This window comes from Pseudomonas oryzihabitans (genome assembly GCF_024652905.1).
In the GTDB taxonomy this organism is placed as follows: domain Bacteria; phylum Pseudomonadota; class Gammaproteobacteria; order Pseudomonadales; family Pseudomonadaceae; genus Chryseomonas; species Chryseomonas benzopyrenica.
Genome location: NZ_CP102428.1, coordinates 311,727 through 335,138 on the forward strand (window position 1 = coordinate 311,727; position 23,412 = coordinate 335,138).

Annotated in this window: 22 protein-coding genes and 1 pseudogene; 6 read left to right on the top strand and 17 right to left on the bottom strand. The window is 65.9% G+C overall.

Annotated elements, in window-relative coordinates; translation table 11 throughout:
• Positions 1-41: 41 nt before the first annotated feature.
• The 6 genes from araH to NRG74_RS01480 all read right to left on the bottom strand — a co-directional run bounded on the left by araH (position 42) and on the right by NRG74_RS01480 (position 6,440).
• The gene (gene araH / locus NRG74_RS01455) at positions 42-1,010 is read right to left on the bottom strand and encodes an L-arabinose ABC transporter permease AraH (protein WP_059315695.1); all 969 of its coding nucleotides are present in this window, start codon (positions 1,008-1,010) and stop codon (positions 42-44) included.
• A 44-nt stretch (positions 1,011-1,054) separates the two neighbouring features.
• Positions 1,055-2,581, bottom strand: coding sequence for an L-arabinose ABC transporter ATP-binding protein AraG (gene araG, locus NRG74_RS01460; RefSeq protein ID WP_257705557.1), 1,527 nt, complete (start codon positions 2,579-2,581; stop codon positions 1,055-1,057).
• 215 nt (positions 2,582-2,796) lie between these two features.
• Positions 2,797-3,801: a substrate-binding domain-containing protein gene (locus NRG74_RS01465; RefSeq protein ID WP_007160547.1), complete on the bottom strand. Its 1,005-nt coding sequence runs from the start codon at positions 3,799-3,801 to the stop codon at positions 2,797-2,799.
• A gap of 220 nt (positions 3,802-4,021) precedes the next feature.
• On the bottom strand, positions 4,022-4,891 hold the full coding sequence (locus NRG74_RS01470) for an SMP-30/gluconolactonase/LRE family protein (RefSeq protein WP_257705558.1): 870 nt from the start codon (positions 4,889-4,891) through the stop codon (positions 4,022-4,024).
• Positions 4,892-4,971: 80 nt separating this feature from the next.
• Positions 4,972-5,658 (bottom strand): FadR/GntR family transcriptional regulator, encoded by a 687-nt coding sequence (locus tag NRG74_RS01475; RefSeq protein ID WP_017641929.1) that lies wholly within the window; start codon positions 5,656-5,658, stop codon positions 4,972-4,974.
• A gap of 29 nt (positions 5,659-5,687) precedes the next feature.
• Positions 5,688-6,440, bottom strand: a complete 753-nt coding sequence (locus tag NRG74_RS01480; protein ID WP_017641930.1) for a FadR/GntR family transcriptional regulator — start codon at positions 6,438-6,440, stop codon at positions 5,688-5,690.
• Positions 6,441-6,708: 268 nt separating this feature from the next.
• On the opposite strand from NRG74_RS01480, the gene NRG74_RS01485 reads away from it, so the two are divergent.
• The gene (locus NRG74_RS01485) at positions 6,709-8,019 is read left to right on the top strand and encodes an MFS transporter (RefSeq protein ID WP_257705559.1); all 1,311 of its coding nucleotides are present in this window, start codon (positions 6,709-6,711) and stop codon (positions 8,017-8,019) included.
• On the opposite strand, the gene NRG74_RS01490 is transcribed toward NRG74_RS01485, so the two are convergent.
• The 3 genes from NRG74_RS01490 to pabB form a co-directional block, all read right to left on the bottom strand.
• Positions 7,992-9,272 carry an MFS transporter gene (locus NRG74_RS01490; protein WP_257705560.1) on the bottom strand — a complete coding sequence of 427 codons (1,281 nt, stop codon included), beginning with the start codon at positions 9,270-9,272 and terminating at the stop codon, positions 7,992-7,994. The two genes, NRG74_RS01485 and NRG74_RS01490, sit on opposite strands and share 28 nt — an antisense overlap.
• 61 nt (positions 9,273-9,333) lie before the next feature.
• Positions 9,334-9,954 (bottom strand): phosphoadenosine phosphosulfate reductase domain-containing protein, encoded by a 621-nt coding sequence (locus NRG74_RS01495; RefSeq protein ID WP_059315687.1) that lies wholly within the window; start codon positions 9,952-9,954, stop codon positions 9,334-9,336.
• A 48-nt stretch (positions 9,955-10,002) separates the two neighbouring features.
• The gene (pabB, locus tag NRG74_RS01500; protein WP_257705561.1) at positions 10,003-11,346 is read right to left on the bottom strand and encodes an aminodeoxychorismate synthase component I; all 1,344 of its coding nucleotides are present in this window, start codon (positions 11,344-11,346) and stop codon (positions 10,003-10,005) included.
• 154 nt (positions 11,347-11,500) lie between these two features.
• Here pabB and NRG74_RS01505 point away from each other — a divergent pair, with 154 nt between their 5' ends.
• The 4 genes from NRG74_RS01505 to prpD all read left to right on the top strand — a co-directional run bounded on the left by NRG74_RS01505 (position 11,501) and on the right by prpD (position 15,874).
• Entirely contained in the window at positions 11,501-12,202 is a 702-nt protein-coding gene (locus NRG74_RS01505; RefSeq protein WP_017641935.1) for a GntR family transcriptional regulator, read from the top strand.
• Between the two features lie 4 nt (positions 12,203-12,206).
• Positions 12,207-13,094, top strand: a complete 888-nt coding sequence (gene prpB / locus NRG74_RS01510) for a methylisocitrate lyase (RefSeq protein ID WP_064307466.1) — start codon at positions 12,207-12,209, stop codon at positions 13,092-13,094.
• 55 nt (positions 13,095-13,149) lie between these two features.
• Positions 13,150-14,277, top strand: coding sequence for a bifunctional 2-methylcitrate synthase/citrate synthase (prpC, locus tag NRG74_RS01515; protein ID WP_257705562.1), 1,128 nt, complete (start codon positions 13,150-13,152; stop codon positions 14,275-14,277).
• Positions 14,278-14,389: 112 nt separating this feature from the next.
• On the top strand, positions 14,390-15,874 hold the full coding sequence (gene prpD / locus NRG74_RS01520; protein ID WP_257705563.1) for a 2-methylcitrate dehydratase: 1,485 nt from the start codon (positions 14,390-14,392) through the stop codon (positions 15,872-15,874).
• A 111-nt stretch (positions 15,875-15,985) separates the two neighbouring features.
• Here the strand turns inward: prpD and NRG74_RS01525 are convergent, their stop codons facing one another.
• From NRG74_RS01525 to NRG74_RS01545, 6 genes and pseudogenes are all read right to left on the bottom strand, one after another.
• Positions 15,986-16,315: a hypothetical protein gene (locus NRG74_RS01525; protein WP_064307468.1), complete on the bottom strand. Its 330-nt coding sequence runs from the start codon at positions 16,313-16,315 to the stop codon at positions 15,986-15,988.
• A gap of 26 nt (positions 16,316-16,341) precedes the next feature.
• The gene (locus NRG74_RS01530) at positions 16,342-17,937 is read right to left on the bottom strand and encodes an isocitrate lyase (RefSeq protein ID WP_064307469.1); all 1,596 of its coding nucleotides are present in this window, start codon (positions 17,935-17,937) and stop codon (positions 16,342-16,344) included.
• Between the two features lie 594 nt (positions 17,938-18,531).
• Positions 18,532-19,452: a methyl-accepting chemotaxis protein gene (locus tag NRG74_RS24500; protein WP_437181175.1), complete on the bottom strand. Its 921-nt coding sequence runs from the start codon at positions 19,450-19,452 to the stop codon at positions 18,532-18,534.
• Positions 19,453-19,455: 3 nt separating this feature from the next.
• Positions 19,456-20,565: pseudogene (locus NRG74_RS24505) on the bottom strand (FIST signal transduction protein); the annotation flags it as partial.
• 244 nt (positions 20,566-20,809) lie between these two features.
• On the bottom strand, positions 20,810-21,232 hold the full coding sequence (locus NRG74_RS01540) for a GFA family protein (RefSeq protein ID WP_064307471.1): 423 nt from the start codon (positions 21,230-21,232) through the stop codon (positions 20,810-20,812).
• A 93-nt stretch (positions 21,233-21,325) separates the two neighbouring features.
• Entirely contained in the window at positions 21,326-21,607 is a 282-nt protein-coding gene (locus NRG74_RS01545; RefSeq protein WP_064307472.1) for a peptidylprolyl isomerase, read from the bottom strand.
• Positions 21,608-21,760: 153 nt separating this feature from the next.
• Between NRG74_RS01545 and NRG74_RS01550 the strand changes: the two genes are divergently transcribed.
• Positions 21,761-22,609: a CAP domain-containing protein gene (locus NRG74_RS01550; RefSeq protein WP_257705565.1), complete on the top strand. Its 849-nt coding sequence runs from the start codon at positions 21,761-21,763 to the stop codon at positions 22,607-22,609.
• Here the strand turns inward: NRG74_RS01550 and NRG74_RS01555 are convergent.
• Both NRG74_RS01555 and copM read right to left on the bottom strand, forming a co-directional pair.
• A complete protein-coding gene (locus tag NRG74_RS01555) occupies positions 22,606-22,986 on the bottom strand; it encodes a VOC family protein (RefSeq protein WP_257706548.1) in 381 nt (126 codons plus the stop codon). The two genes, NRG74_RS01550 and NRG74_RS01555, sit on opposite strands and share 4 nt — an antisense overlap.
• Before the next feature lie 61 nt (positions 22,987-23,047).
• Positions 23,048-23,383: a CopM family metallochaperone gene (copM, locus tag NRG74_RS01560; protein ID WP_257705566.1), complete on the bottom strand. Its 336-nt coding sequence runs from the start codon at positions 23,381-23,383 to the stop codon at positions 23,048-23,050.
• Positions 23,384-23,412: the final 29 nt, after the last annotated feature.

Consider the following 23,412-nt stretch of genomic DNA (forward strand, 5'->3'; position numbering starts at 1 on the left):
ACGGCGCACCTGGCGCCGCGGGGGGAGGGCGAAGTCTGGGTTTAGCGCTGCTTGAAGCGGTCGATCACCACCGCCAGCAGCAGGATGGTTCCGCGGATGACGTACTGGTAGAAGGTGTCGATGTTCTTCAGGTTCATGGCGTTCTCGATGATCGCCAGGATCAGCACGCCGGCGATCACGTGGCGGATCATGCCGATGCCGCCGGCCAGGGAGACCCCGCCCAGCACGCAGGCGGAGATCACCGTGAGTTCGAAGCCCTGGCCGATCATCGGCTGGCCGGAGGTCATGCGCGAGGCCAGGACCACGCCGGCCAGGGCGCCGATCACTCCATGCATGGCGAAGATGATGATCTTGGTGCGGTCGACGTGGACACCGGCCAGCAGCGCGGCCTCCTCGTTGCCACCGATGGCCATGGTGTTGCGACCGAAGGTGGTGTAGTTGAGCAGCCAGCCAAAGAACAGGATGCACAGCAGGGTGATGACGATGGGCACTGGCAAGCCGAACAGCTGGCCGTTGCCGAACACGAAGAACTGCTCCTGGGAGACGCCCACGGCCTTGCCGTCGGAGAAGATGTAGCCCAGGCCGCGCACGATCTGCATGGTCGCCAAGGTCGTGATCAAGGCGTTGATCTTGAGCTTGGCGATCACCAGCCCGTTGATCAGGCCCACCACCAGGCCCATGGCCAGGGCGGCGGCGACGCCGAGAAAGACGCTGTCGAAGTCGCGCATCACCACCGCCGCGACCACGCCGGCACAGGCGATGACCGAGCCCACCGAGAGGTCGAAGTGGCCGGAGGCCAGGCAGAACAGCATGGTGCAGGCGGCGATGCCCACGGTGGAGATCGCCAGGCCCAGGCCACGCATGTTCAGCGGCGAGAGGAAGTTCTGCACGAACAGCGCGCAGAGGGCGAAGATGACCAGCGCGGCCAGCATCATGGCCCAGTCGTCGAGGAAGCGACGCATGTCGAAGCCGCGGCGCGGCGGGGTCAGGCTGTGGGGTTGAGCGGACATGGATAGGACCTCTTTATTGTTATCTCGACCAGCAAGGCGCGCCCTCAGGCGCGGGTACGGGGCAGGGCGAGCTGCAGCAGCCGCTCGTCGTTGAACTCGGCGCGGGCCACCTCGCCGGTGATGGCGCCTTCGCTCATCACCAGGATGCGGTCGGCCACGCCCATGACCTCCATCAGGTCGCTGGAGACCACCACCACGGCGATGCCGCGGGCGGCGAGGTCATGGATGATGGCGTAGATCTCCGACTTGGCACCCACGTCGATGCCGCGGGTGGGTTCGTCGAGCAGGAGCACCTGCATGGGCATCGACAGCCAGCGACCGAGAATGGCCTTCTGCTGGTTGCCGCCGGAGAGATTCTTGATCTTCTGCCCGGCATGGGGCGTCTTCACGTTGAGCGCGCGAATCTGCTTTTCGGCGTTGGCCTTTTCCCAGCGACCCTGGATCAGGCAGCCAAGGCTGGCGTGATGGGCGCGGGCGCTGATGTTGATGTTCTCGGCCACGCTGGCCAGGGGCACGATGCCTTCCTTCTTGCGATCTTCCGGGCACAGCAGGATGCCGGCGGCGATGGCGTCGCGTGGGGACCTGAGGCTGACCGGGGCGCCCTTGAGGCTCAGGCTGCCAGCCTTGTGCTTTTCCAGGCCTGCCAGCAGGCGCAGCAGCTCGGTGCGGCCGGCGCCGACCAGGCCGAAAAGGCCGAGGATCTCGCCCTGGCAGACCTCGAAGCCCACCGGCTGCTGCAGGCCCTGGCCGAGCAGGCCCTCGACCCTGAGGCAGCCGCCGCCGATCTCACGCGGCCGGTAGTCGTAGATGTCGGCGAGATCCCGGCCGACCATCAGGGTGATCAGCTGGTCGGGAGTGATGTCGGCCAGGCGCTCGATGGTGCGCACGTGGCGACCGTCCTTGAATACCGTCACCGCGTCGCAGATGCGGAAGACCTCTTCCATGCGGTGGGAGACATAGAGCACCACCCGGCCTTCGTCGCGCAGCCGGGCGATGATGGTCATCAGCCGATCGGTCTCGCGGGCGGACAGCGAGCTGGTGGGTTCGTCGAAGGCGATGACGCGGGCGCCGCGGGAGAGCGCCTTGGCGATCTCCACCAGCTGACGCTGACCGAGCGACAGGCGCCCGACCTTGGTATTGGGGTCGATCTCTTCGGCCAGACCCTTGAGCAGGTCCAGGGCCTGGCGGCGCAGGTGGCCGCGATTGACGATGCCGTAACGCGCGGGCAGGTGACCGAGAAAGAGGTTCTCGGCGACGGTCATCTCCGGCACCAGCTGCAGCTCCTGCTGGATCACCGCGACGCCGGCGCGGATGGCTTCGGCGGTGCTCTTGAACACCAGCTCCTGGCCGTCGATGTTGAGATGTCCGGTGGTGGGGGTGTGGTAGCCGCTGAGGATCTTCAGCAGGGTCGACTTGCCCGCGCCGTTCTCGCCCATGAGGGCGTGCACCGAGCCGGGACGCACGTTGAAGGAGATGTCGGCGAGCGCCTTGACGCCGGGAAAGGTCTTGCCGATGCCGACGAAACCGAGGCTGTCGGCGCTCTGGGCGGTGGTGTGTTCCAAGGCTGCCATGAGGCACTCCTGTCACAACCTTTTTACGATCTGCTGCGCGTCGGCCAAACTGTGTTGAAAAGCCTCTGGAGGGCCAGCCCCGTCGGAATGCTCATTTACTAATCGTAAACTGCGCTTCCTAAAGCCTTTTCGCCTTGTTTGTCGCTAGCTCGCTAAATCGTAATAAAGGCTCCATATGAAAGGGGGCGGCGCCAGGACCGGCGCCGCCGGGGTCATCACTTCCAGAGGCCGATCTTTTCCAGCTCCTGCTGGAAATTGGCGCGGGTGATGAGGGTGACCTTGTCCATCGCGGTGTACTTGGGCGGTTCCTTACCGGTGGTGACCCACTCGTACATCATGCTGGCGGTCTGGTAGCCCTCTTCGTGGGGGCTGGGCAGCATGGAGCCGAAGAAGCCGCTGTTGGGTTTCTTCAGTTCGCCGATGGCGTCGGTGCCGTTGATGCCGATGCCGATCACCTGCTCGGCCTTGAAACCGGCGCTTTCGGTGGCGCGGACGCCGCCCAGCACGGTGTTGTCGTTCATACCGCCGATGATCAGGTGCTTGGCGCCCGAGGGCAGCTTGACCAGGGCCGAGGTGGTGGAGTCCATGCTGCCAGGCACGTCGAGGGTCTTCTGCGGGGCGAAGATGATGTGGTCGGCGGGCAGGCCGGCCTTCTTCAGGGCTTCCACCGAACCGTCGGTGCGCTTCTTGCCGGTATCCAGCTCGTTGTAGGTGTTGATCACCGCATAGGTGTCATCCCACTTCCAGCCACGCTTCTCGGCTTCGGCGGCCATGGCCGCGCCCTGCTGCTGACCGACCTCGAAGGCGGCCATGCCCAGGTAGGGCACGTCTTCCATGAACTTGCCCTTGGCGTCGACGAAGCGGTCGTCCACCGCCATCACCTTGAGGTCGTTGAGCTTGGCCTTGGCCACGATGGCCGGGCCGAGGGAGACGTCGGGCGGGCAGATCACGAAGCCCTTGGCGCCGTTGGCAGCCAGGCTGTCAATGGCGGCGAGGGTCTTCTCGCCATCCGGCACGGCGATCTTGAGCAGGGTGAAGCCCTTGTCCTTGGCGGCTTTCTCGGCGAAGGCCCACTCGGTCTGGAACCAGGGTTCCTCGGGTTGCTTGACCAGGAAGCCGATCTTGACCGGATCGGCGGCGAAGGCGGAGAGAGACAGGCTGACGGCACCGGCGGCGAGGGCGGCACGCAGCAGAGAACGAACTCCCGGAACACGGAACATAGCTGGAACTCCTTGTTTTTATTGGTGTGGCCAGGCAATGCAAGGCGGCGGGCTGCCGTCGTGGAGGTCAGACGACGCCGCTCTTTATTGATAGTATGATTGGATGAATGCGGGCGCAAGGAAAAGGTGACAGGATTTTTCGTCACCTCTGTCACCAGGCTGTTACATAGGGTCTGGCGCTGAAAGGCGCCGCAGAGGGCGCCAGGGTCGGTAGGATGAATCAGCCAGCAAACCTGTGGCAGGGCATGCCGGCTACCGGCGCGGTCGCCGTGAGCAGGGCGCCGTCGAGGACGCCATCGGCGGCGGCGCTGGTGACGTAGAGGGTGCGCAGATCCGGTCCGCCGAAGACGCAGCTGGTGGGGCGCTGGACCGGCAGCTCGACGATCTCCAGCAACTCGCCCTCGGGCGAGAAACGCAGCAGGCAGTTGCCGTCCCAGCGCGCGTTCCACACACAGCCTTCGCTGTCGATGGCCGAGCCATCCGGCGAGCCGCGCTCGTGGGGACCGGCCCAAACGGTGGGTTCGCCCAGGTTGCCGCTGGCATCCAGCGGATAGCGATAGAGGGTGTCCTTCAGGGTATCGGCACTGATGACGTGGTTGTCGGCGGCGCTCCACACCAGGGTGTTGGCGATGCCGAGATCGCTGGCGTGACGACTGACGCTGCCATCGGGGTCGATGCGGAACAGCCCGCCCGAATGGCGATCGATGGCCACATCGCCACCCTGGGCATCGAGATTGTTCTGCATGGTGCCGAGCCAGAGCCGGCCCTGGGCATCGCAGCGCGCTTCATTGCCGCGATTGCCTGGATCGGGATCGGCGACGCAGAACAGCTCCAGGGCGGGACGCTCTGGCGGGGAATCGAGATCCAGGCGGAAGACGCCATCCGGCAAGGTCACCAGGGCGTCGCCACGGATTGTAGGCACGAAGGCGGAGCAGGGCCTATCCAATTGCCATTCCTGGTAGTGCTCGCCGCGCAGGCGGCAGGCCTTGAAGCCGGCGATGTCCACCCAGTAGAGCGCCTGGGTCTCCTGGTCCCAGAAGGGACCCTCGGCCAGTTTGAAGCGCTGGGGAAGCAGCGGCTGCCAATCCATCGTTCACCTCTCTTGTTGTGGCAGGACGGAAAATCCAAGCATAGGAACCTGGAGAGACGCCGAGGTTGCCGACCGGGACGTCAGTCGGTATAGCGGGCCAGGGTCACCGCTGCGCTATCGATCAGCATCATGCAGGCCCAGACGGCGCGCGCGGCATCGCGGGAGGCGATGCCATCGGCAAGGGTCTTGTGCAGGGGGAGGGTGCGTCGCAGCTCGTCGGGGTCGGCCGACGACAGGGTGAAGGAGGCCGCCAGCAGCGCGCCCAGGGCGGGCACCATCTGCTCGATGAACTGATTGTGGCTGGCCGCCAGGACGCATTCGTGGAAGCGCTGGTCGGCGGTGTTGTAGTCGCCACCGTCGAGGGAGGCTTCCAGATGCTGGTAGGCGACCTGAATCGCCTGGACCTGCTCGGGGGTGGCTCTTTCGCAGGCCCAGCGCACCGCGGCCGGCTCGATGGCGTGGCGCAGGTCCAGCAGGTCCTTGACGAAATGCGCGGGCAGGCCGCCCGTGGCCAACCAGCCCACCACTTGGGTGTCGAACAGGTTCCAGCGGCTGAGCGGCAGGACCCGGGTACCGACCTTGGGGCCGACTTCCAGCATGCCTTTGGCCGCCAGAGTCTTGATCGCCTCGCGCAGGATGGTACGGCTGACGCCGAGTTCCTGGCAGAGGTCCGCCTCTACCTTGAGCGAGCTACCGGGTGGGAATTGCCCAGCCGCCAGACGCTGGCCGAGCTGTTCGACGGTGGAAGCGTGGTAGCTGCTGGACATGAGGGCATACCGCGAGTGGGTTATTGCCCTTAATGATCATACGAAACTTCCTTGGCAGACAAGGGATCCGTCCGGAAGGTCTCGGTGACCAGGTCATCGACCCCGGCCAGCTGCGCGATGGCGGCATGGCGGGCGCAGATCGGATCGCGATGCTGAATGGCGGTCAGGATGGCCTTGTGTCGTGGTACCAGCAGACCGAGGCTTTCATCCTTGAACAGCGCCGCAGAGCGTTCCAGGTAGTCCCGTACCGGGATCAGCATGATGCTGTAGAGGTGAATGAGCAACTCGTTGTGCGTGGCATTGGCGATGGACAGATGAAAGGCCATGTCCGGCTCGGCCATGGCGGTCAGATCCTCGGCCTGCTCCATGCGCTCATAGGCTTCTTCGATCGCCGTCAGGTCTTCGGGCTGGGCATTGGCCGCCGCCATGGCAGCGACCTCCGGCTCGATGATGTTACGCACCTTGACCAGGGTTTCAAAAAAGGAGTGCCGGGAATCACTCTGCAACAGCCAATGCAGGACGTCGGGGTCGAGCAGATGCCACTCGTTGCGTGGCTTCACAACGGTTCCGACCTTGGGCTTGGATCTGACCAAGCCCTTGGCGACCAGCACTCTGGTGGCTTCCCGCAGGACGGGCCGGCTCACCTCGTAGTCTTCGCACAGTTGCGACTCGGGAGGCAGGCGTTGTTCTGGCAAAAACTGGCCAGACACGATCTGAGTACCGAGTTCGTGGACGATGCGAGCGTGTCTGCTTTTGCGCGGCAGCGGTGTCTTGTAATTCATCGAAAGGCATCCGAAGTCGTCGTGCCATCACTATAACACCATCAGCGCGATAACCGATGTTATCGCGGGCCAAGCGGCTCTGTAACGGGGATCAGCGGAAATCAAGAGGTAAGATTTCCTACTTCGTAACAATATTTTAGTATTATCAAAATTACCTTAAGAGTCGATTAATGGCCTAAATTGGGTGTTTAACGATTCAATGATAGTACGTTAGAATTTTGAGCAATCTGCGCTTCAACCGCACAACAACAACAAGTCGGAGAACGCCATGCACCCCGAATCCGTCCTCATCCGCCGGATCACGCGTAAGCTGATCCCCTTTCTCGTATTGCTCTATCTGGTCGCCTACATCGACCGCTCTGCCGTGGGCTTCGCCAAGCTGCACATGGGCGCCGACGTCGGCATCGGCGATGCCGCCTATGGTCTCGGTGCCGGCCTGTTCTTCATCGGTTACTTCCTCTTCGAGGTGCCCAGCAACCTCCTGCTGGAACGCTTCGGTGCGCGTCGTTGGTTCGCCCGCATCCTGATCACCTGGGGTGCCATCACCATGGGCATGGCCTTCGTCCAGGGGCCCAACAGTTTCTATGTCATGCGCTTCTTGCTAGGGGTCGCCGAGGCCGGCTTCTTTCCCGGGGTGCTCTACTACCTCACCCAGTGGTTCCCGGTGCGCCACCGCGGCAAGATCATGGGGCTGTTCATCCTCTCCCAGCCCATCGCCATGCTGATGACGGGACCGCTGTCGGGCATGCTGTTGCAGCTGGATGGCGCCCTTGGTCTGCACGGTTGGCAGTGGCTGTTCCTCTGCATCGGCGCCCCGGCGGTGCTGCTGGCCTGGCCGACCCTGACCCGGCTGCCGGACGGCCCGCAGCAGGTCACCTGGCTGGACGCCGAAGAAAAGCGTTGGCTGGCCACGGAGCTGGAAAAGGACCTGCACCTCTTCGACCAGACCCGCCATGGCAATCCCCTGCATGCGCTCAAGGATCGTCGGGTACTGCTGCTAGCGCTGTATTACCTGCCGGTAACCCTGAGCATCTACGGTCTCGGATTGTGGCTGCCGACGCTGATCCACCAGTTCGGTGGCAGCGATCTCACCACCGGCTTCATCTCCGCCATCCCCTATGCTTTCGGCATCCTCGGCCTGCTCATCGTGCCGCGCAGTTCCGATCGTCTGGGCGATCGCTATGGGCACCTGGCGGTGCTCTATGCCGTGGGCGCCCTGGCCATGGCCGGCAGTGCCTGGTTCGGTACCGCGGTGCTGCAGCTGGCGGCGCTGTCGGTGGTGGCCTTCTGTCTGTTTTCCCTCACCGCGCTGTTCTGGACCCTGCCGGGTCGCTTCTTCGCCGGAGCCAGCGCCGCCGCCGGTATCGCCCTGATCAATTCGGTGGGCAACCTCGGCGGCTATCTCGGCCCCTATGGCATCGGCGCACTCAAGGCCGCGACCGGTACCCTGGCTTCGGGGCTCTATCTGCTGGCCGCGGTGCTGGTATTCGGCCTGCTGCTGACCGGCATCGTCTATACCCGCCTGGAGCGCAAGAACCGTCGGGAAGAGGGTTATGCCGCGGAGCGTTCCGCCGGCTGACGCCCCGGGCAGGTCTCGGCGGCGAACCAGGCGGCGCCGAGACAGACCAGATTGGCCAGCAGCAGATAGGCGGCCGGCGCCATGCGATCCCCCGTGGCGCCGATCAGCCAGGTCACCACGATCTGGGCCGTGCCGCCGAAGGCCGCCACGCCTACTGCGTACACCAGGGAGAAACCGGTGGCCCGCACCTGTTGGGGAAAGCTTTCCACGAGCAGCACGATCAGCGCCGCGCCGCTCATGCCGTGCAGGCCGGAGAGCACCGCCAGGGTCAACAGGAAGGTGCCGGAGCCAGGCGCCTGGGTGATGAGTTCCAGGGCCGGATAGAGCAGCACCAGCAGCAGTAATCGCGGCAGGATCAGCACGATGCGCCGGCCATAGCGATCACTGAGCACGCCGCCCAGGATCGAGCACACCGCCATGGCCGCGCCCATCACCAGGGTGGCGAGCATGGCGATCCCGGCCGGCAGCTTCAGTTCCACCAGGGCGAAGGTGGTCATGTAGTTGAGGAAGTACTGGGTGATGGTGCTGCCGGAGAGGATCAGCAGCCCCAGCAGCAGCGGTCGCCGCTGGGTGGCCAGCACCTCGCCCAGCACCGCGCCGGTGCCCCGGGCTTCGCCGACGTGGGTATCCACCAGGCCGCGACGGATATAGAGGCCGATGGGCAGGATCGCCAAGCCCAGCAGGAAGGGCAGGCGCCAGCCCCAGGCCAGCAGTTGCTCCGGCGTCAGCCAGAGGGTCAGGCCATAGCCGATCAGCCCGGCCGCCACCGCGGCCAGGCCCTGGGCCACTACCTGCCAGCAGGCGTAGGTGCCCCTCTTGTGCAGCGGCGCCGCTTCCAGGATGTAGGTGGTGGCCGGGCCGGCTTCGCCACCCCAGGCCAGGCCCTGCAACAGGCGCGTCAGCACCAGCAGGATGGGCGCGGCGATACCGATCTGCTCGTAGCCTGGCAGCACGGCGATGCCACCGGTGCCCAGGGCCATCAGCACCATGGTCAGCAGCATCGCCGGCTTGCGCCCGACGCGGTCAGCCCAGGCGCCGATGAGAATGGCGCCCAGCGGGCGGACGACGAAGCCTACGCCAAAGGTGATGACGCTGGCCATCAGGCTGGCGAAGGGATTGTCAGAAGGAAAGAACACCTGGCCGATCAGCACGGCGAAGGTGGCGTAGACGCCGAAGTCGAAGAACTCCACGGCGTTGCCGAGCACCACGGCAAAGACGCCCTTGCGGGAGTGGATAGGGCGGGAAGCGGTCATGGGCGATGTTTCAGCAGGAACAGGGCACGCGCCCGGAACCGAGCGCGCGGGAGGTGTCGACTCAGTGGGCGAGGTGCAGGCCGCACTCGCGGTTTTCGTCACCCTTGGTGGGGTCGAAGTAGTCGAATTCGTTGGGCAGGTCGTGGGCGGTCAGGTACTGGTAGAGGTCCTTGGAGGTCCAGTGCAGCAGGGGGGCGACCTTGATCAGGCCGTCCGGGTTGACGCTGACCGGATCCATCTGGGCACGCACTGCGGTGTCGGTGGCGCGCAGGGCGGTGAACCAGACCTCGGGCGCCGTCTCGCGCAGGGCGCGGGCGAAGGGTTCCAGCTTGACCTCTTCGGTGAAGGCGGCATGGCGCGGATCGTCCAGCCCCGGCACCGAGCCGTCGATGGCCTCGCGGTGGGCGCGCGAGCGCTTGGGCAGGTAGGTCACCAGGTTGAGATCGAGCTTGCGCACGATCTCGTCGGCGCAGCGGTAGGTCGCGGGGGTGTTGTAGCCGCTGTCCATCCAGACCACCGGGATGTCCGGCTTGACCTGGCTGACCAGGTGCAGGATCACCGCCTCGAAGGGGCGGAAGTTGGTGGTGACGATGGCACTTTTACCCAGCCCCAGGGCCCAGGCGACGAGCTTTTCGGGATCGCGGCCAAGGTCGGCGTTGATGCGGGCGAGATCGAGAGACATGGCGGGCTCCAGCCGGCGAGAGGATGCCCCCATGGTAGCAAAGCCGGATCAGCTGTGGGCTTCCAGCGTCTCCAGCAGCACCCGCACCTTGGCCAGGGATTCGGCGTATTCGTCTTCCCAGTGGGAATCCATGACTATGCCGCCGCCGCCCCAGCAACTGAGTACCCCGTCTTCGGCCAGCAGGCTGCGGATCAGGATGGAGCTGTCGCTCTCGCCGCGTACGTCCAGATAGAGCAGCGAGCCGCAGTAGGGGCCACGGCGGGTCTCTTCCAGCTCGTCGATGATCTGCATGGCGCGGATCTTCGGTGCCCCGGTGATGGAGCCACCAGGGAAACTGCCGGCCAGCAGGTCCAGGGCGTCCAGCCCAGCGGCCAGTTCACCGGTGACGGCGCTGACCAGGTGGTGGACGTTGGGATAACTCTCCAGGGCGAACAGCTCGGGCACCCGTACCGAGCCGGTCCGACAGCTGCGGCCGAGGTCGTTGCGCAGCAGGTCGACGATCATCAGGTTCTCGGCGCGGTCCTTGGGGCTGGCCAGCAGGGCGCGGGCTTCGGCGGCGTCAGCCTCAGCATCTGCCTGGCGCGGCCGGGTGCCCTTGATCGGCCGGGTCTCCACCTGGCCGCGACTCACTCGGAGGAAGCGCTCGGGCGAATGGCTGAGCAGGGCGCCCCTGTCCAGTGCCAGGTAGCCGGAGAAAGGCGTCGGGCAGGCCGCACGCAGGGCCCGGTAGGCGCGCCAGGGCGAACCCTGGAAGGGCGCGCGGAAGCGCTGGGCGAAGTTGACCTGGTAGCAGTCGCCCGCGGCGATATAGGCCTGGATGGCCTCGATGCGCTGGCGATAGGTGGCGCGGTCGATGTCGGCGGCGAAGGGCGCGGTCAGGCGGAAGCCGTCGGCCTCGGGGCGTGCATCGGCAGCGAACAGCGCGATCAGGCGTTGCCTTTCCGTCTCGTCCAGCCTGGGATGAAAGACCAGTTGGCTGGTCCGCGCCTGATGATCGCTGATCAGCGCCCAGGCATAGAGGCCCAGGCGGGCATCGGGCAGCTGCAGGTCAGCGCGGGCGCCGTCCGGTAGGCGCTCCAGGCGGCGACCGAAGTCATAGCCGAGATAACCCAGCAGGCCACCGGCGAAGGGCAGGTCCACGCCCTCCGGCAGGTCCGCTTGGCCCAGGCTGGCCAGGGCGGTGCGTGTCCGGGCGAAAAAGGCTCGCCCCGACTCGCCGAAGTCGGGTTGCAGCACTTCGCGCGGCCAGGCCGCCATCAGGTCGTAGCGACCGCGCTCGGCTACCGGCCGCCCGGAGTCCAGCAGCACCGCGCCGGGCTCGCCCTGCAACAGGGCGAACCGCACCGTGGGATCGGCGTGGTAGGGCAGGGGATGCAACTGGCAGAGGGGCATGGCGAGGTCGGCTGGGGTGGGCGGCGCGCTAGTGTAGCGAACCGCCTGGGGCGAGAGCGAGATACAGGGTGTCACAGCTGGATTGTCGACAAAGATTGACTGTAATGGCGTTCAGGCGTAGTTATCTGACCCATAAACACAAAAGGTGTCGACAATGATCGATAGCCCCTTCCAGGTCGAAGCGCCCGAGACCGACAGTGGGACCCTCTCCGAGCAGGTCTTCCGCCGGATCCGCGAGGCCATCGTCCGTGGCGACGTGGCGCCGGGCAGCAAGATTTCCGAGCCCGAGTTGGCGCGCACCTACGGCATCAGCCGCGGGCCGCTGCGCGAGGCCATCCACCGGCTGGAAGGCCAGCGCCTGGTGGTGCGGGTGCCCCATGCCGGCGCGCGGGTCGCCGCCCTGAGTCTGGCTGAGCTGGTCGAGCTCTACGAGATCCGCGAATCCCTCGAAGGCATGGCCTGCCGCCTGGCGGCCGAACGCCTCACGCCCCAGGGCATCGACGAACTGCGCCAGCTGCTGGATACCCACGAGCGCGATCCGGCGTTCCAGGCCGGCACCGGTTACTACCTGCAGGAAGGCGACCACGACTTCCACTACCGCATCATCCAGGCCAGCGGCAACGGCATGCTGGTGCGGCTGCTCTGCGGCGAGCTCTATCACCTGGTGCGCATGTACCGGCTCAAGGTCTCCGCCACCCCCAATCGGCCGCGCCAGGCCTTCGCCGAGCACCATCGCATCCTCGATGCCCTGGCCGAAGGCGATGGCGAACTGGCCGAACTGCTGATGCGCCGCCACATCGCCGCCTCCAAGCGCAACCTGCAGCACCATCCCCTAGTCACCGATCAGTCGAGGTAACGCCATGCCTGCCGTCAGTCCCGGCCAGAAATTCCGCGCCGCCGTCGCCGCCGAACGCCCGCTGCAGGTGGTCGGCACGCTCAACGCCAATCATGCGCTGCTGGCCAAGCGTGCCGGCTTCCAGGCCGTCTACCTCTCCGGCGGCGGGGTCGCGGCCGGCTCCCTGGGGTTGCCGGACCTGGGCATCAGCGGCCTGGAAGATGTGCTGATCGACGTCCGCCGCATCACCGATGTCTGCGATCTGCCGCTGCTGGTGGACGTCGATACCGGCTTTGGTGCCTCGGCCTTCAACGTCGCCCGCACCACCCGCGCCCTGATCAAGGCGGGCGCGGCGGCCATGCACATAGAGGATCAGGTAGGTGCCAAGCGCTGCGGTCATCGACCCGGCAAGGAAATCGTCAGCCAGCAGGAGATGGTCGATCGCATCAAGGCGGCGGTGGATGCCCGCACCGACCCGGACTTCGTCATCATGGCACGCACCGATGCCCTGGCCGTGGAAGGCCTGCAAGCGGCCATCGATCGCGCCTGCGCCTGCGTCGAGGCCGGCGCCGACATGATCTTTCCCGAGGCCATCACCGAGCTGCCCATGTACCGCCAGTTCGCCCAGGCGGTAGGGGTGCCGATCCTCGCCAACATCACCGAATTCGGCGCCACGCCGCTGTTCACCACTGAGGAGCTGGCCGGCGCCGACGTCAGTCTGGTGCTCTATCCGCTGTCGGCCTTCCGTGCCGCCAATCGCGCCGCCGAAAACGTCTACACCGCGATCCGCCGCGACGGCAGCCAGCAGGCGGTGGTCGACACCATGCAGACCCGCGCCGAACTCTACGACCGCATCGACTATCACCGATATGAAGACCAGCTGGATCGCCTGTTCCAGCAAGGCAAATCCTGACGCTCCACCCTGAACGCCCGCTTTTTCGCACAACAACTCCAAGAGGAGCGAGACGATGGCAGACAGCAAAACCCTCGGCGGCGCCGGCCTGCGTGGCCAGGTCGCCGGCCGCACCGCGCTATGCACCGTCGGCAAGACCGGCGCCGGCCTCACCTACCGGGGCTATGACATCCGTGAGTTGGCTGCTGGGGCCGACTTCGAGGAGGTGGCTCACCTGTTGCTCTATGGCGAGTTGCCTACCCAGGCGCGACTGGACGCCTATCGCCAGCGCCTGGCTGCGTTGCGCGATCTGCCGCAGCCGCTCAAGGAAGGCTTGGAGCGCATTCCCGCCAGTGCCCACCCCATGGATGTGATGCGCACCGGTGCCTCGCTGCTGGGTACCCTGGAGCCGGAGCACAGCTTCGCCGACCAGCAACAGGTCGCCGACCGCCTGCTCGGCGCCTTCCCGGCGATCCTGCTCTACTGGCATCACTTCAGCCAGAGCGGCACCCGTATCGACTGCAGCAGTGACGCCCCGGACATCGCCAGCCACTTCCTCACCCTGTTGCATGGCAAGGCACCCAGCGACCTGCATGCCCGGGTAATGAACGTCTCGTTGATTCTCTATGCCGAGCACGAATTCAACGCTTCCACCTTTACCGCCCGGGTCTGCGCCTCGACGCTGTCCGACCTCTATTCCTGCGTCACCGGTGCCATCGGCTCCCTGCGCGGGCCGCTGCACGGTGGGGCCAACGAGGCGGCCATGGCGCTGATCGAGCGCTTCGCCTCGCCCGAGGAAGCGGTCACCGGCCTCAAGCAGATGCTCGAACGCAAGGAAAAGGTGATGGGCTTCGGTCACGCCATCTACCGCGACAGCGATCCGCGTAACGAGGTGATCAAGGACTACGCCCGGCAACTGGCGGCGGAGGTGGGCGACAGGGTGCTGTTCCCGGTCTCGGAAGCCATCGACCGCACTATGAAGGAAGAGAAGGGGTTGTTTCCCAACGCCGACTTCTATCACGCCTCGGCCTATCACTTCCTCGGCATCCCGACGCCGCTATTCACCCCGATCTTCGTCTGCTCGCGCACGGCCGGCTGGTGTGCCCATGTCTTCGAGCAGCGCGCCGACAACCGCATCATCCGCCCCAGCGCGGACTACATCGGTGTCGAGCAGCGGGCCTTCACGCCCATCGCCAATCGCTGAACATCTCTGATCGCGGCCATGGGCCGCTCCTACGGGAGCGATCCATGACCAAACTTGTAGGAGCGGCCGCATCGGCGGACCGCCATGACCACGATGTAAGGAACCAAAACCCATGAGCGCCAACGTCGATCTCAACAACCGGCCCGACTACGACCAGGTCATCCAGGACCTGGCCGACTACGTGCTGAACTATCAGGTGGAATCCCAGGAAGCCCTGGACACCGCCCGCAACTGCCTGATGGACACTCTGGGCTGCGGCCTGCTATCCCTGCGCTTCCCCGAGTGCACCAAGCTGCTCGGCCCTCAGGTGGAAGGCACCGTGGTGCCCCAGGGCGCGCGGGTGCCGGGCACCAGCTATCGCCTGGATCCGGTCAAGGCGGCCTGGGACATCGGCTGCATCATTCGCTGGCTGGACTACAACGACACCTGGCTGGCGGCCGAATGGGGCCACCCTTCCGACAACCTCGGCGCCATCCTGGCGGTGGCCGACCACCTCTCCCAGCGCCGCGTCGCCCAGGGCGAAGCACCCCTGACCATGCGCCAGGTGCTGGAGGCCATGATCATGGCCCACGAGATCCAGGGGGTGTTCGCCCTGGAGAACTCCTTCAACCGCGTCGGCCTGGACCATGTTTTCCTGGTCAAGCTGGCGTCCACCGCGGTCAGCGCCAAGCTGATGGGGGCCAACCGCGAGCAGCTGCTGTCAGCCCTGTCCCATGCCTTCGTCGATGGCCAGGCGCTGCGCACCTATCGCCATGCGCCCAATGCCGGCAGCCGCAAGTCCTGGGCCGCCGGCGACGCCTCCAGTCGTGGCGTGCGCCTGGCCGACATCGCCCTGCGTGGCGAGATGGGCATCCCTGGCGTACTCAGCGCACCCCAGTGGGGCTTCTATGACGTGCTGTTCAGCCACACCAACAAGGACCTGGCCACCAAGCCCGTCGACCAGCGCCAGTTCCGCTTCCCCCAGGGCTTCGGCAGCTACGTGATGGAGCACGTGCTGTTCAAGATCAGCTTCCCGGCGGAATTCCACGCCCAGACCGCCGCCGAGGCCGCGGTGATCCTGCATCCCCAGGTCCGCGACCGGGTGGACCAGATCGAGAAGATCGTGGTGATCACCCACGAATCGGCCATCCGCATCATCTCCAAGCAGGGCCCCATGGCCAACGCCGCCGACCGTGACCACTGCCTGCAGTACATGATCGCCGTGCCGCTGCTGTTCGGCGATCTGGTCGCCGAACACTATGAGGACGCCTTCCACCAGGCCCATCCACGGATCGACCAGCTGCGCGAGAAGATGGAGATCGTCGAGGACGAGCGCTACAGCCGCGAATACCTGGAAGCCGACAAGCGTTCCATCGCCAACGCCCTGCAGGTGTTCTTCACCGATGGCAGCAGCACCGAGAAGATCGCCATCGAGTACCCGGTAGGTCATCGCCGTCGTCGTGAAGAGGGCATTCCGCTGCTGGAGCGCAAATTCCAGAGCAACCTGGCGACGCGCTTCACGGCCGCTCGCTGCGCCCAGATCTTCGAGCTGTGCAAGGACCAGGCGGGACTGGAAGCCACCCCCGTGCACCGCTTCGTGGATCTGTTCGTTCTTTGAATAGAGGAGGCGACTCGATCGAGCCTGCAGGGCCATGCAGGATCAGGCGAGTCGCCTCGAAGGTGGGGCAGGGCATGGCGGGTGGTCAACTACCCGTCGCGCCCTTTTCTTTTAGTAGTAACGGTCCACATAGGCCGGGCGTTGCTGCCGACCGGCCAGGCGCCAGTGTTCCTGCAGGGCAGCGTGGACGCTCCTGATGAAGTGCTCGTCCGCTGCCGCCGATTTGCCGACGTAGCCGCCGCCTCTGTTGTAGGTCTTGAAGCGGATGCGCAGGCTGGGATGGCGCTGCTCGAACTGCTCGGGCGTCTCGCCGCCGGGCAGGCGGTCGACATGCACCGCGCCGCTCTCGCAGACCCAGAGGATATGGTTGTGGTTCTTGTCCTTGAGCCCGGCGAAGAGTTGCTTGAGATCGTCCAGGCTGGGGTTGTCGTTCAGGTTCATGAGCGTGTCCTCCACAGTGGCCGTGATCAATGGAATTGGTTCATGGTGTTGTCCTTGCCCGCCGCCTTGAGCGCGGCTTCCCCGGCAAAGTATTCCTTGTGGTCGTCGCCCATGTCCGAGCCGGCCATGTTCTGGTGCTTGACGCAGGCGATGCCCTGGCGGATCTCCTGGCGCTGCACGCCCTTGACGTAGGCCAGCATGCCTTCCTCGGCGAAGTAGCCCTTGGCCAGGTTGTCGGTGGACAGGGCCGCGGTGTGGTAGGTGGGCAGGGTGATCAGGTGGTGGAAGATGCCCGCTTCCCGCGCTGCATCGCGCTGGAAGCTCTGGATCCGCGCATCGGCCAGACGCCCCAGTTCGGTGTCGTCGTAGTCCACGCTCATCAGCTTGGCGCGGTCGTAGGCGGACACGTCCTTGCCTTCGGCCTGCAGGGCGTCGAACACCTGCTGACGGAAACTCAGGGTCCAGTTGAAGGAGGGGCTGTTGTTGTAGACCAGCTTGGCGTTGGGCACGACTTCGCGGATGCGGTCGACCATGGCCTTGATCTGGCCGACGTGGGGCTTCTCGGTCTCGATCCACAGCAGGTCGGCGCCGTTCTGCAGCGAGGTGATGCAGTCCAGCACCACCCGGTCCACGCCGCTGCCGGCACGGAACTGGAACAGGCCGCTGGCCAGGCGCTTGGGCTTGAGCAGCTTGCCGTCGCGGCTGATGAGGACGTCGCCGTTGCCCAGTTGGCTGGCGTCCACCTCGTCGCAGTCGAGGAAGCTGTTGTACTGGTCGCCCAGGTCGCCCGGCTGCTTGCTCACGGCGATCTGCTTGGTCAGGCCGGCGCCCAGGGAGTCGGTGCGGGCGACGATGACGCCCTCGTCCACGCCCAGTTCGAGGAAGGCGTAGCGCACCGCGTTGATCTTGGCCAGGAAGTCCTCGTGGGGCACCGTGACCTTGCCGTCCTGGTGGCCGCACTGCTTCTCGTCGGAGACCTGGTTTTCCAGCTGGATGCAGCAGGCCCCGGCTTCGATCATCTTCTTGGCCAGCAGGTAGGTGGCCTCGGCGTTGCCGAAACCGGCGTCGATGTCGGCGATGATCGGCACCACGTGGGTCTCGTAGTTGTCGATCTTGGCCTGGATGGCGGCGGCCTTGGCGTTCTCGTCGGCGGCGCGGGCGGCATCCAGCTCGCGGAACAGCATGGCCAGCTCGCGGGCGTCGGCCTGACGCAGGAAGGTGTAGAGCTCTTCGATCAGCGCCGGCACGCTGGTTTTCTCGTGCATGGACTGATCGGGCAACGGGCCGAATTCCGAGCGCAGCGCGGCGATCATCCAGCCGGAGAGGTAGAGGTAACGACCTTTCGTGCTGCCCAGGTGCTTCTTGATGGCGATCAGCTTCTGCTGCCCGATGAAGCCGTGCCAGCAGCCCAGCGACTGGGTGTAGGCGCTGCTGTCGGCGTCGTAGGCGGCCATGTCCCGGCGCATGATGGCCGCGCAGTGGCGGGCGATGTCGAGACCGGTCTTGAAGCGGTTCTGCAGACGCATCCGCGCGGCGTATTCCGGGTTGATGGCGCTCCAGTGATTGCCGGCAGTGGTCTTGAGGGCGGCGATGGCCTGAACGTCGTTCTCGTAAGCGGACATGAGTCGATCCTTCTCGATGAGGTTGGCTTGGGTACCAGTCTTTTCCCAACGTCCGGCAGCGGGGTGGCGGTTGCCACCCGGATACCGGTCGCGAAGGCGAAAGGTCAGCCCAGCTGTCGAGTCATGTCGCCGTACGTACCTGCATGGATCCGGACGTCACCTCTGGCGACGCTGCCTCGAGCAGCGCGGCATTTCAGTCGTCTTCTCTTGTAGTGCCTCTTGAGCATCACTACGCAAGACGGCCCGAGGGTCACCCGGAGCCCAGGCGCGACCCGCATGGATAGAGGGTTCGCGTCCGGTGCAACTAAAGATTTGCAGGAGATCAGCATGTCGTCAACCGTGTTTTGTAGTGCTTTCGTATAGTCACTACAAAAGTCGTAGAAGCGGCCGGGAGCGGGTTTGGGGCGTCTATTGCTGACTCATGGGTCGCAGGTTTCGGCAAAACAGGGCCGTAAGCCACGGCACTGGCCGTGACCCTGCGGTCACTCGGGAGGTGCTCCGTGGGGCTCTGGTCTTTGCCCCCGGTGGGGGCAGAGGCGAGGAGGGCGGTGGGACTTGCCGGTCAGTGCCGACGAACGGTAAGTCCCTTGCGGCCTAGGACGACGTGGCGGCAGTGAGGCCGGTCAGGGTGTCGGCGATGTCCTTGGTGCGGTGGGAGGTCTGGGCGGTGAGGCGACCGGACTCGCGCAGGGCGGCGAGCAGCTCCTGCAGCGATCCCACGTCCTTGGCCTGGCCGGCGATATGGGCGCCGACCTCGCTGATGGCGCGGGACAGCTGGTCGATGTCGGCCCCGATCTCGGCGGCGTTCTTGTGGGTGATGGCCGCGAGGTTGCGTACCTCGTCGGCCACCACCGCGAAGCCCCGACCGCTTTCGCCGGCGCGCGCCGCCTCGATGGCCGCGTTGAGCGCCAGCAGGTTGGTCTGGCCGGCGATCTGCTGGATCACCTGGACGATGGACTGGATGCGCAGGCTCGACTGGCTCAGCTCGTTGGCGCTGCGCACCACCTCCTCGGCCTGGTCGGTGAGGTTCTGCACGGTGCCGTCGGCCTGGCGGGTGACTTCGCCCTGCTGCAGGATGTTGCCGGCCAGATCGTCCATGCTGCTGTGCAGTTCGCCGGAGTAGTGCCGCAGCTGCTCACCGATCTCCTGGCGACTCTGGTGGGCCTGGCGCAGGACCTGGCCGAGATCGGCGAGGCCGCCGAACACCGCCTGGATGGAGTCGTCGAGGCCCTGGGCATCCACGATGCCGGTGAAGTTCTGCCGCTTGAATTCGTCGATCTGGTTGACCACCACCTGGCTCAGGCCCGCCAGCTTCTTGATCTGTCGCCGTAGGAAGAAGGCCTTGAATTCGCCGTAGTGGGCGGCGAAGTTGTCGACATAGTCGTCGCGGAAGGGGGCGCCTTCGGGGGTGCGGAAAAAGAACACCGCGGTGAGGGTCTGGTTGAGATTGAGGCCAAGGATCTCGCCAAAGGTGGAAAAGCCCACCACCGGCGTCTGGCCGAACACCTCGCCCATGCGCGGCAGCTCGGCGCCGTTGTTGGCGCGGCGCAGGATGCAGTCGTTGAGCACGCCCACCAGCGGGGTGCCGCTCTTGCCCTGCAGGAAGCGGGCGAAGTCCTGGCGGGTGGTGTCCACCAGGGAGGTGCGCTTGACCATCACCAGCTCCTCACCGGGCGCCACGTCGCAGAACAGGTGGATGCGCTCGCGCTCGTAGTCGATGCGGGCGATGGAGCGAACGAACAGCTCCTCGCCGACGCGGATGGCGAAGGAGTAGTCCGCCAGGCGCTGTTCCAGCTGGTCCGCGCGGCAACTCAGGGCCTCGCAGAGGGCGGCCACCATGCTCTTGATCTGGCCGCGGCTGTCGACCACCTGGCTGATGTAGCGTTCTTCCAGGGAGGCGGTGAGGACATTGAGGCTGAGCGGCGTGGCGCTGAAATTCTGGCTCTTGAACACCCCGAAGCGGGTGTTCCTGGCCATCTTCAGAAAGACCAGCTGGGCGTGGTTTTCATAGGCCTTGCGGCCATCGTGCAGCAGCGTCTGGCGGAAGTCGCCCTTGCCGCCGGCGGAACCGCCGACGAACAGGCAGGGGAAGCGACCGGACTCGTACAGCGCCTCCATGAAGAAGGATTCCGAGGCGGACAGGCCATCGAACAGCACGAAGGCCAGGGTATCGCGGTGATCGATGGGCGTGCGCACCTGCAGGTGCTTGAGCGACTCGGTCAGGCGGGCCAGGCGTTCCTTCATGCTGCGCCGCGGTCCGCCACGGCGGATGTCCTCGCTGTCGAGCGGCACGTGCACCACCTCGGCCGAGGCGATCACCGAGGCGTCGAAGAATTGCAGCACCAGCCGGTCCCAGGCGCCATCGACGGCGCAGTACAGGCGCTGTTCGCTGCCGCAGAGTTCGCCGGAGGTGGTACACAGGCTGATGGAGGCTTCGGGAAAGCGGGCCACCAGTTGCCGGGCGATGACGTCCAGGTCCAGGTGCGGCGAGACGAAGCCGGTGATGAAGGTAGGCTGGAGGGCGACGCCGCCAAGGCGGTCGCCTAGTTCGCGGGCGGAGCAGGTCAGGCTGAACACGCCACTACCGCCCAGGCGGGCGCGCGCGCCGAAGCGTTGCAGAAACCCCATGATTGTTCCTCTTGTGGGCAGGCTGGGAAAGGGAGCTCACCCAGGCATCGGCGCCGTTGGCGGCGGCTTGATAGGGGCGTGCGCTCAGGCCGCAGGCAAGCGGGCAACGGCATCAGAGGGCGAAAGGAGGCCGAGGCTCTGGCACGAGCCTTGGCGCGATAAGGATCGCGGCGGACGCCTTGAGGACAGTCTGACCCAGGCGACCGGCGGTCATGACGGACGCGGAGAACGGAGCGCGGCTGGACTAGTCCTGTTCGCCGTGCTCGGCGAAGGCCTCGGCGCCGGTCAGCCGACGACGCGAGTGCCCGAAGCAGTACCAGGCTGGCTGTTCCTCGATGAAGATCTCGCTGTCCAGCACCCAGTCCTCGCCCTCGAGCAGGCCTACCGGTATGGCGTAGTGCGGCTCGGCCTTGAGGCGATAGAACAGATGGGTGCCACAGTGGCTACAAAAGCCACGCTCCGCCCAGTCGGACGAGGCATGCACCATCAGGGCGTCGCTACCGCCGATCACGGGAGGCTGGGTGCATTCCACCGCCAGCAGCGGGCCACCGCTCCAGCGACGACAGGTTCGGCAATGGCAGGCGGATACGTGGGCGTTGTCGAGACGGCAATCCAACTGGACGGCGCCGCACAGGCACTGGCCGTGACGTTCGAGGGGAAGGGACATGGCGCTATCCTCGGGAGGCAGGAAGTCTGCAGGATAGCCGGTTGGGCGCAGGGAAGGGCGGTGCCCCCGCCGCGAGCGGGAGCACCGGCGCGATCAATCCTCGCGGCTGGTGACTTCCACCAGGTGATAGCCGAACTGGGTCTTTACCGGACCCTGGACCTGGTGCAGCGGGGCGCTGAACACCACGGTGTCGAATTCCTTGACCATCTGGCCCGGGCGGAAGGTGCCCAGGTCGCCGCCCTGACGGCTGGAGGGGCAGCTGGAGTTGTCCTTGGCCACCTGGGCGAAGTCGGCGCCCCCTTCGATGGCGGCTTTGAGTTCGTTGCACTTGTCTTCGCTGGAAACCAGGATGTGGCGGGCAGAGGCTTTGGCCATGGGAGAGACTCCTGTTGAATGAGCGGGCGAGCCTACTCCAATCACCCCTGCAAGCAAACTGCCATCCGTTCCTCGGCTGGCGAGCCGTTTGGGTTGCGCCCCGGGTGCCGGGCGGGTAAATAGCGCTTCCCTGTTTTCCGGATCGGCCCGCCCATGCCTCGCCTTCTTGCCTTTTCCCTGCTGCTGACCACAGGCCTGCTGGCCGATGTCGCCCTGGCGGCGACGCCCGAGGAGGCACGGCTGGTCAGTCTGATCAACGCCTATCGCGCCGCGCCCCAGGGCTGCCCCGGCGTGCGCGCCGCCGCGCCCCTTGCCGCCGACAGTCGCCTGGCCGCCGTCCGGCTGAGCGGCCGGGATCGCCTGCAGAGCGATCTGCGCGCCGCGGGCTACCAGGCGTCGGCGGTGCAGGTGATCATGCTGGCGGGCGCGCCCACCGCCCAGGCGGCCATGGCCGGGCTGCGCCAGCAGTACTGCCGGCCGCTGGCCAGCAACGACTATGCCCAGATCGGGGTGAGTCAGCAGGGACCACGCTGGCAGCTGGTGCTGGCGCGCCCGGTGGTGAGCGCCGGACTGGGTGACTGGCAGAGCGCCGGTAAGGCCGTCCTGGCCGAGGTCAATCGCGCCCGGGCCCAGGCCCGCACCTGCGGTACCCGGCGCTTCGCCGCCACCGCGCCGCTGCGCTGGAGTCCGGCCCTGGCCAATGCCGCCCTGGCCCACAGTCAGGACATGGCCGGCCGCGACTACTTCTCCCACACGGCGCCCGGCGGCGGCACCGTGGCCGAGCGGGTGGCCAAGCAGGGCTACGGCTGGACTCGGATCGGTGAGAACATCGCCGCCGGTGCCGGTTCGGTCACCCAGGCCATGCAGGGCTGGTTGGCCAGCCCGGGGCACTGCGCCAACCTGATGAATCCGGAGTTCACCGAGATGGGGGCGGCCTACGCCCTGAATCCGCGCAGCACCCACAGTCTCTACTGGACCCAGGTGTTCGGTCGGCCGCGCTAGGTCGGGTACTCGGCGATCTCGATCAGGTTGAGATCGGGATCGCGGACATAGACCGAACGGATCGGTCCGGTCGCGCCGGTGCGTGCCACCGGGCCTTCCAGGATCGGCCAGCCTTCGCGTTGGAGATGGGCGATCACGGCGTCCAGCGACTGGCGGGCGATAAAGCAGAGGTCGAGGGCGCCCGGCGCCGGCAGGTGCGCCTTGGGTTCGAATTCGTGCCCCCGCTCGTGCAGGTTGATCTTCTGGTTGCCATAGCGCAGCGCCTTGCGCCCCGCACCGAATACCTCCAGGCGCATGCCCAGCACCCGGGTGTAGAAATCCTCGCAGGCGGCGAGGTCCGTGGTGGTCAGGACCAGATGATCCAGACGATCGATCAGCATGGCGGTCTCCGCGACCGGACTGGCCTTTCACTGTGCCAGTCCCGGGCGCGGCGCACCATCACTTGGCGTGGGCCTTGATCCAGCGATTGAGCTGATCGATCTCCTTCTGCTGGGCCTGGATGATGTCCTCGGCCAGCGTGCGCATCTCCGGGTCCTTGCCGTGCTGGAGCTGGTAGCGGGCCATGTCGACGGCGCCCTCATGGTGGGCCAGCATGCCCTTGGCGAAGGCCAGATCCGGATCCTTGGCCTTGAGGCCTTCTTCCATGCCCTGGTGCATGGCCTCCATGCTCTTCTGCATATCCTGGTGGTTCTGGTGCTGGGTTTCGGCGGCCTGGGCGACGCCGCCCGCCAGTAGGGTGAGGGCGAGCAGGATGGAGGAAAGGACGATACGCATGTTCGGACTCCTGACTGGGCTGATGACGC

What these genes read in the sequence shown, in the direction of transcription:
- araH (WP_059315695.1), bottom strand. Translation starts at nt 1,010, where the DNA reads ATGTCCGCTCAACCCCACAGCCTGACCCCGCCGCGCCGCGGCTTCGAC.
- araG (WP_257705557.1), bottom strand. Translation starts at nt 2,581, where the DNA reads ATGGCAGCCTTGGAACACACCACCGCCCAGAGCGCCGACAGCCTCGGT.
- NRG74_RS01465 (WP_007160547.1), bottom strand. Translation starts at nt 3,801, where the DNA reads ATGTTCCGTGTTCCGGGAGTTCGTTCTCTGCTGCGTGCCGCCCTCGCC.
- NRG74_RS01470 (WP_257705558.1), bottom strand. Translation starts at nt 4,891, where the DNA reads ATGGATTGGCAGCCGCTGCTTCCCCAGCGCTTCAAACTGGCCGAGGGT.
- NRG74_RS01475 (WP_017641929.1), bottom strand. Translation starts at nt 5,658, where the DNA reads ATGTCCAGCAGCTACCACGCTTCCACCGTCGAACAGCTCGGCCAGCGT.
- NRG74_RS01480 (WP_017641930.1), bottom strand. Translation starts at nt 6,440, where the DNA reads ATGAATTACAAGACACCGCTGCCGCGCAAAAGCAGACACGCTCGCATC.
- NRG74_RS01485 (WP_257705559.1), top strand. Translation starts at nt 6,709, where the DNA reads ATGCACCCCGAATCCGTCCTCATCCGCCGGATCACGCGTAAGCTGATC.
- NRG74_RS01490 (WP_257705560.1), bottom strand. Translation starts at nt 9,272, where the DNA reads ATGACCGCTTCCCGCCCTATCCACTCCCGCAAGGGCGTCTTTGCCGTG.
- NRG74_RS01495 (WP_059315687.1), bottom strand. Translation starts at nt 9,954, where the DNA reads ATGTCTCTCGATCTCGCCCGCATCAACGCCGACCTTGGCCGCGATCCC.
- pabB (WP_257705561.1), bottom strand. Translation starts at nt 11,346, where the DNA reads ATGCCCCTCTGCCAGTTGCATCCCCTGCCCTACCACGCCGATCCCACG.
- NRG74_RS01505 (WP_017641935.1), top strand. Translation starts at nt 11,501, where the DNA reads ATGATCGATAGCCCCTTCCAGGTCGAAGCGCCCGAGACCGACAGTGGG.
- prpB (WP_064307466.1), top strand. Translation starts at nt 12,207, where the DNA reads ATGCCTGCCGTCAGTCCCGGCCAGAAATTCCGCGCCGCCGTCGCCGCC.
- prpC (WP_257705562.1), top strand. Translation starts at nt 13,150, where the DNA reads ATGGCAGACAGCAAAACCCTCGGCGGCGCCGGCCTGCGTGGCCAGGTC.
- prpD (WP_257705563.1), top strand. Translation starts at nt 14,390, where the DNA reads ATGAGCGCCAACGTCGATCTCAACAACCGGCCCGACTACGACCAGGTC.
- NRG74_RS01525 (WP_064307468.1), bottom strand. Translation starts at nt 16,315, where the DNA reads ATGAACCTGAACGACAACCCCAGCCTGGACGATCTCAAGCAACTCTTC.
- NRG74_RS01530 (WP_064307469.1), bottom strand. Translation starts at nt 17,937, where the DNA reads ATGTCCGCTTACGAGAACGACGTTCAGGCCATCGCCGCCCTCAAGACC.
- NRG74_RS24500 (WP_437181175.1), bottom strand. Translation starts at nt 19,452, where the DNA reads ATGGGCGAGGTGTTCGGCCAGACGCCGGTGGTGGGCTTTTCCACCTTT.
- NRG74_RS01540 (WP_064307471.1), bottom strand. Translation starts at nt 21,232, where the DNA reads ATGTCCCTTCCCCTCGAACGTCACGGCCAGTGCCTGTGCGGCGCCGTC.
- NRG74_RS01545 (WP_064307472.1), bottom strand. Translation starts at nt 21,607, where the DNA reads ATGGCCAAAGCCTCTGCCCGCCACATCCTGGTTTCCAGCGAAGACAAG.
- NRG74_RS01550 (WP_257705565.1), top strand. Translation starts at nt 21,761, where the DNA reads ATGCCTCGCCTTCTTGCCTTTTCCCTGCTGCTGACCACAGGCCTGCTG.
- copM (WP_257705566.1), bottom strand. Translation starts at nt 23,383, where the DNA reads ATGCGTATCGTCCTTTCCTCCATCCTGCTCGCCCTCACCCTACTGGCG.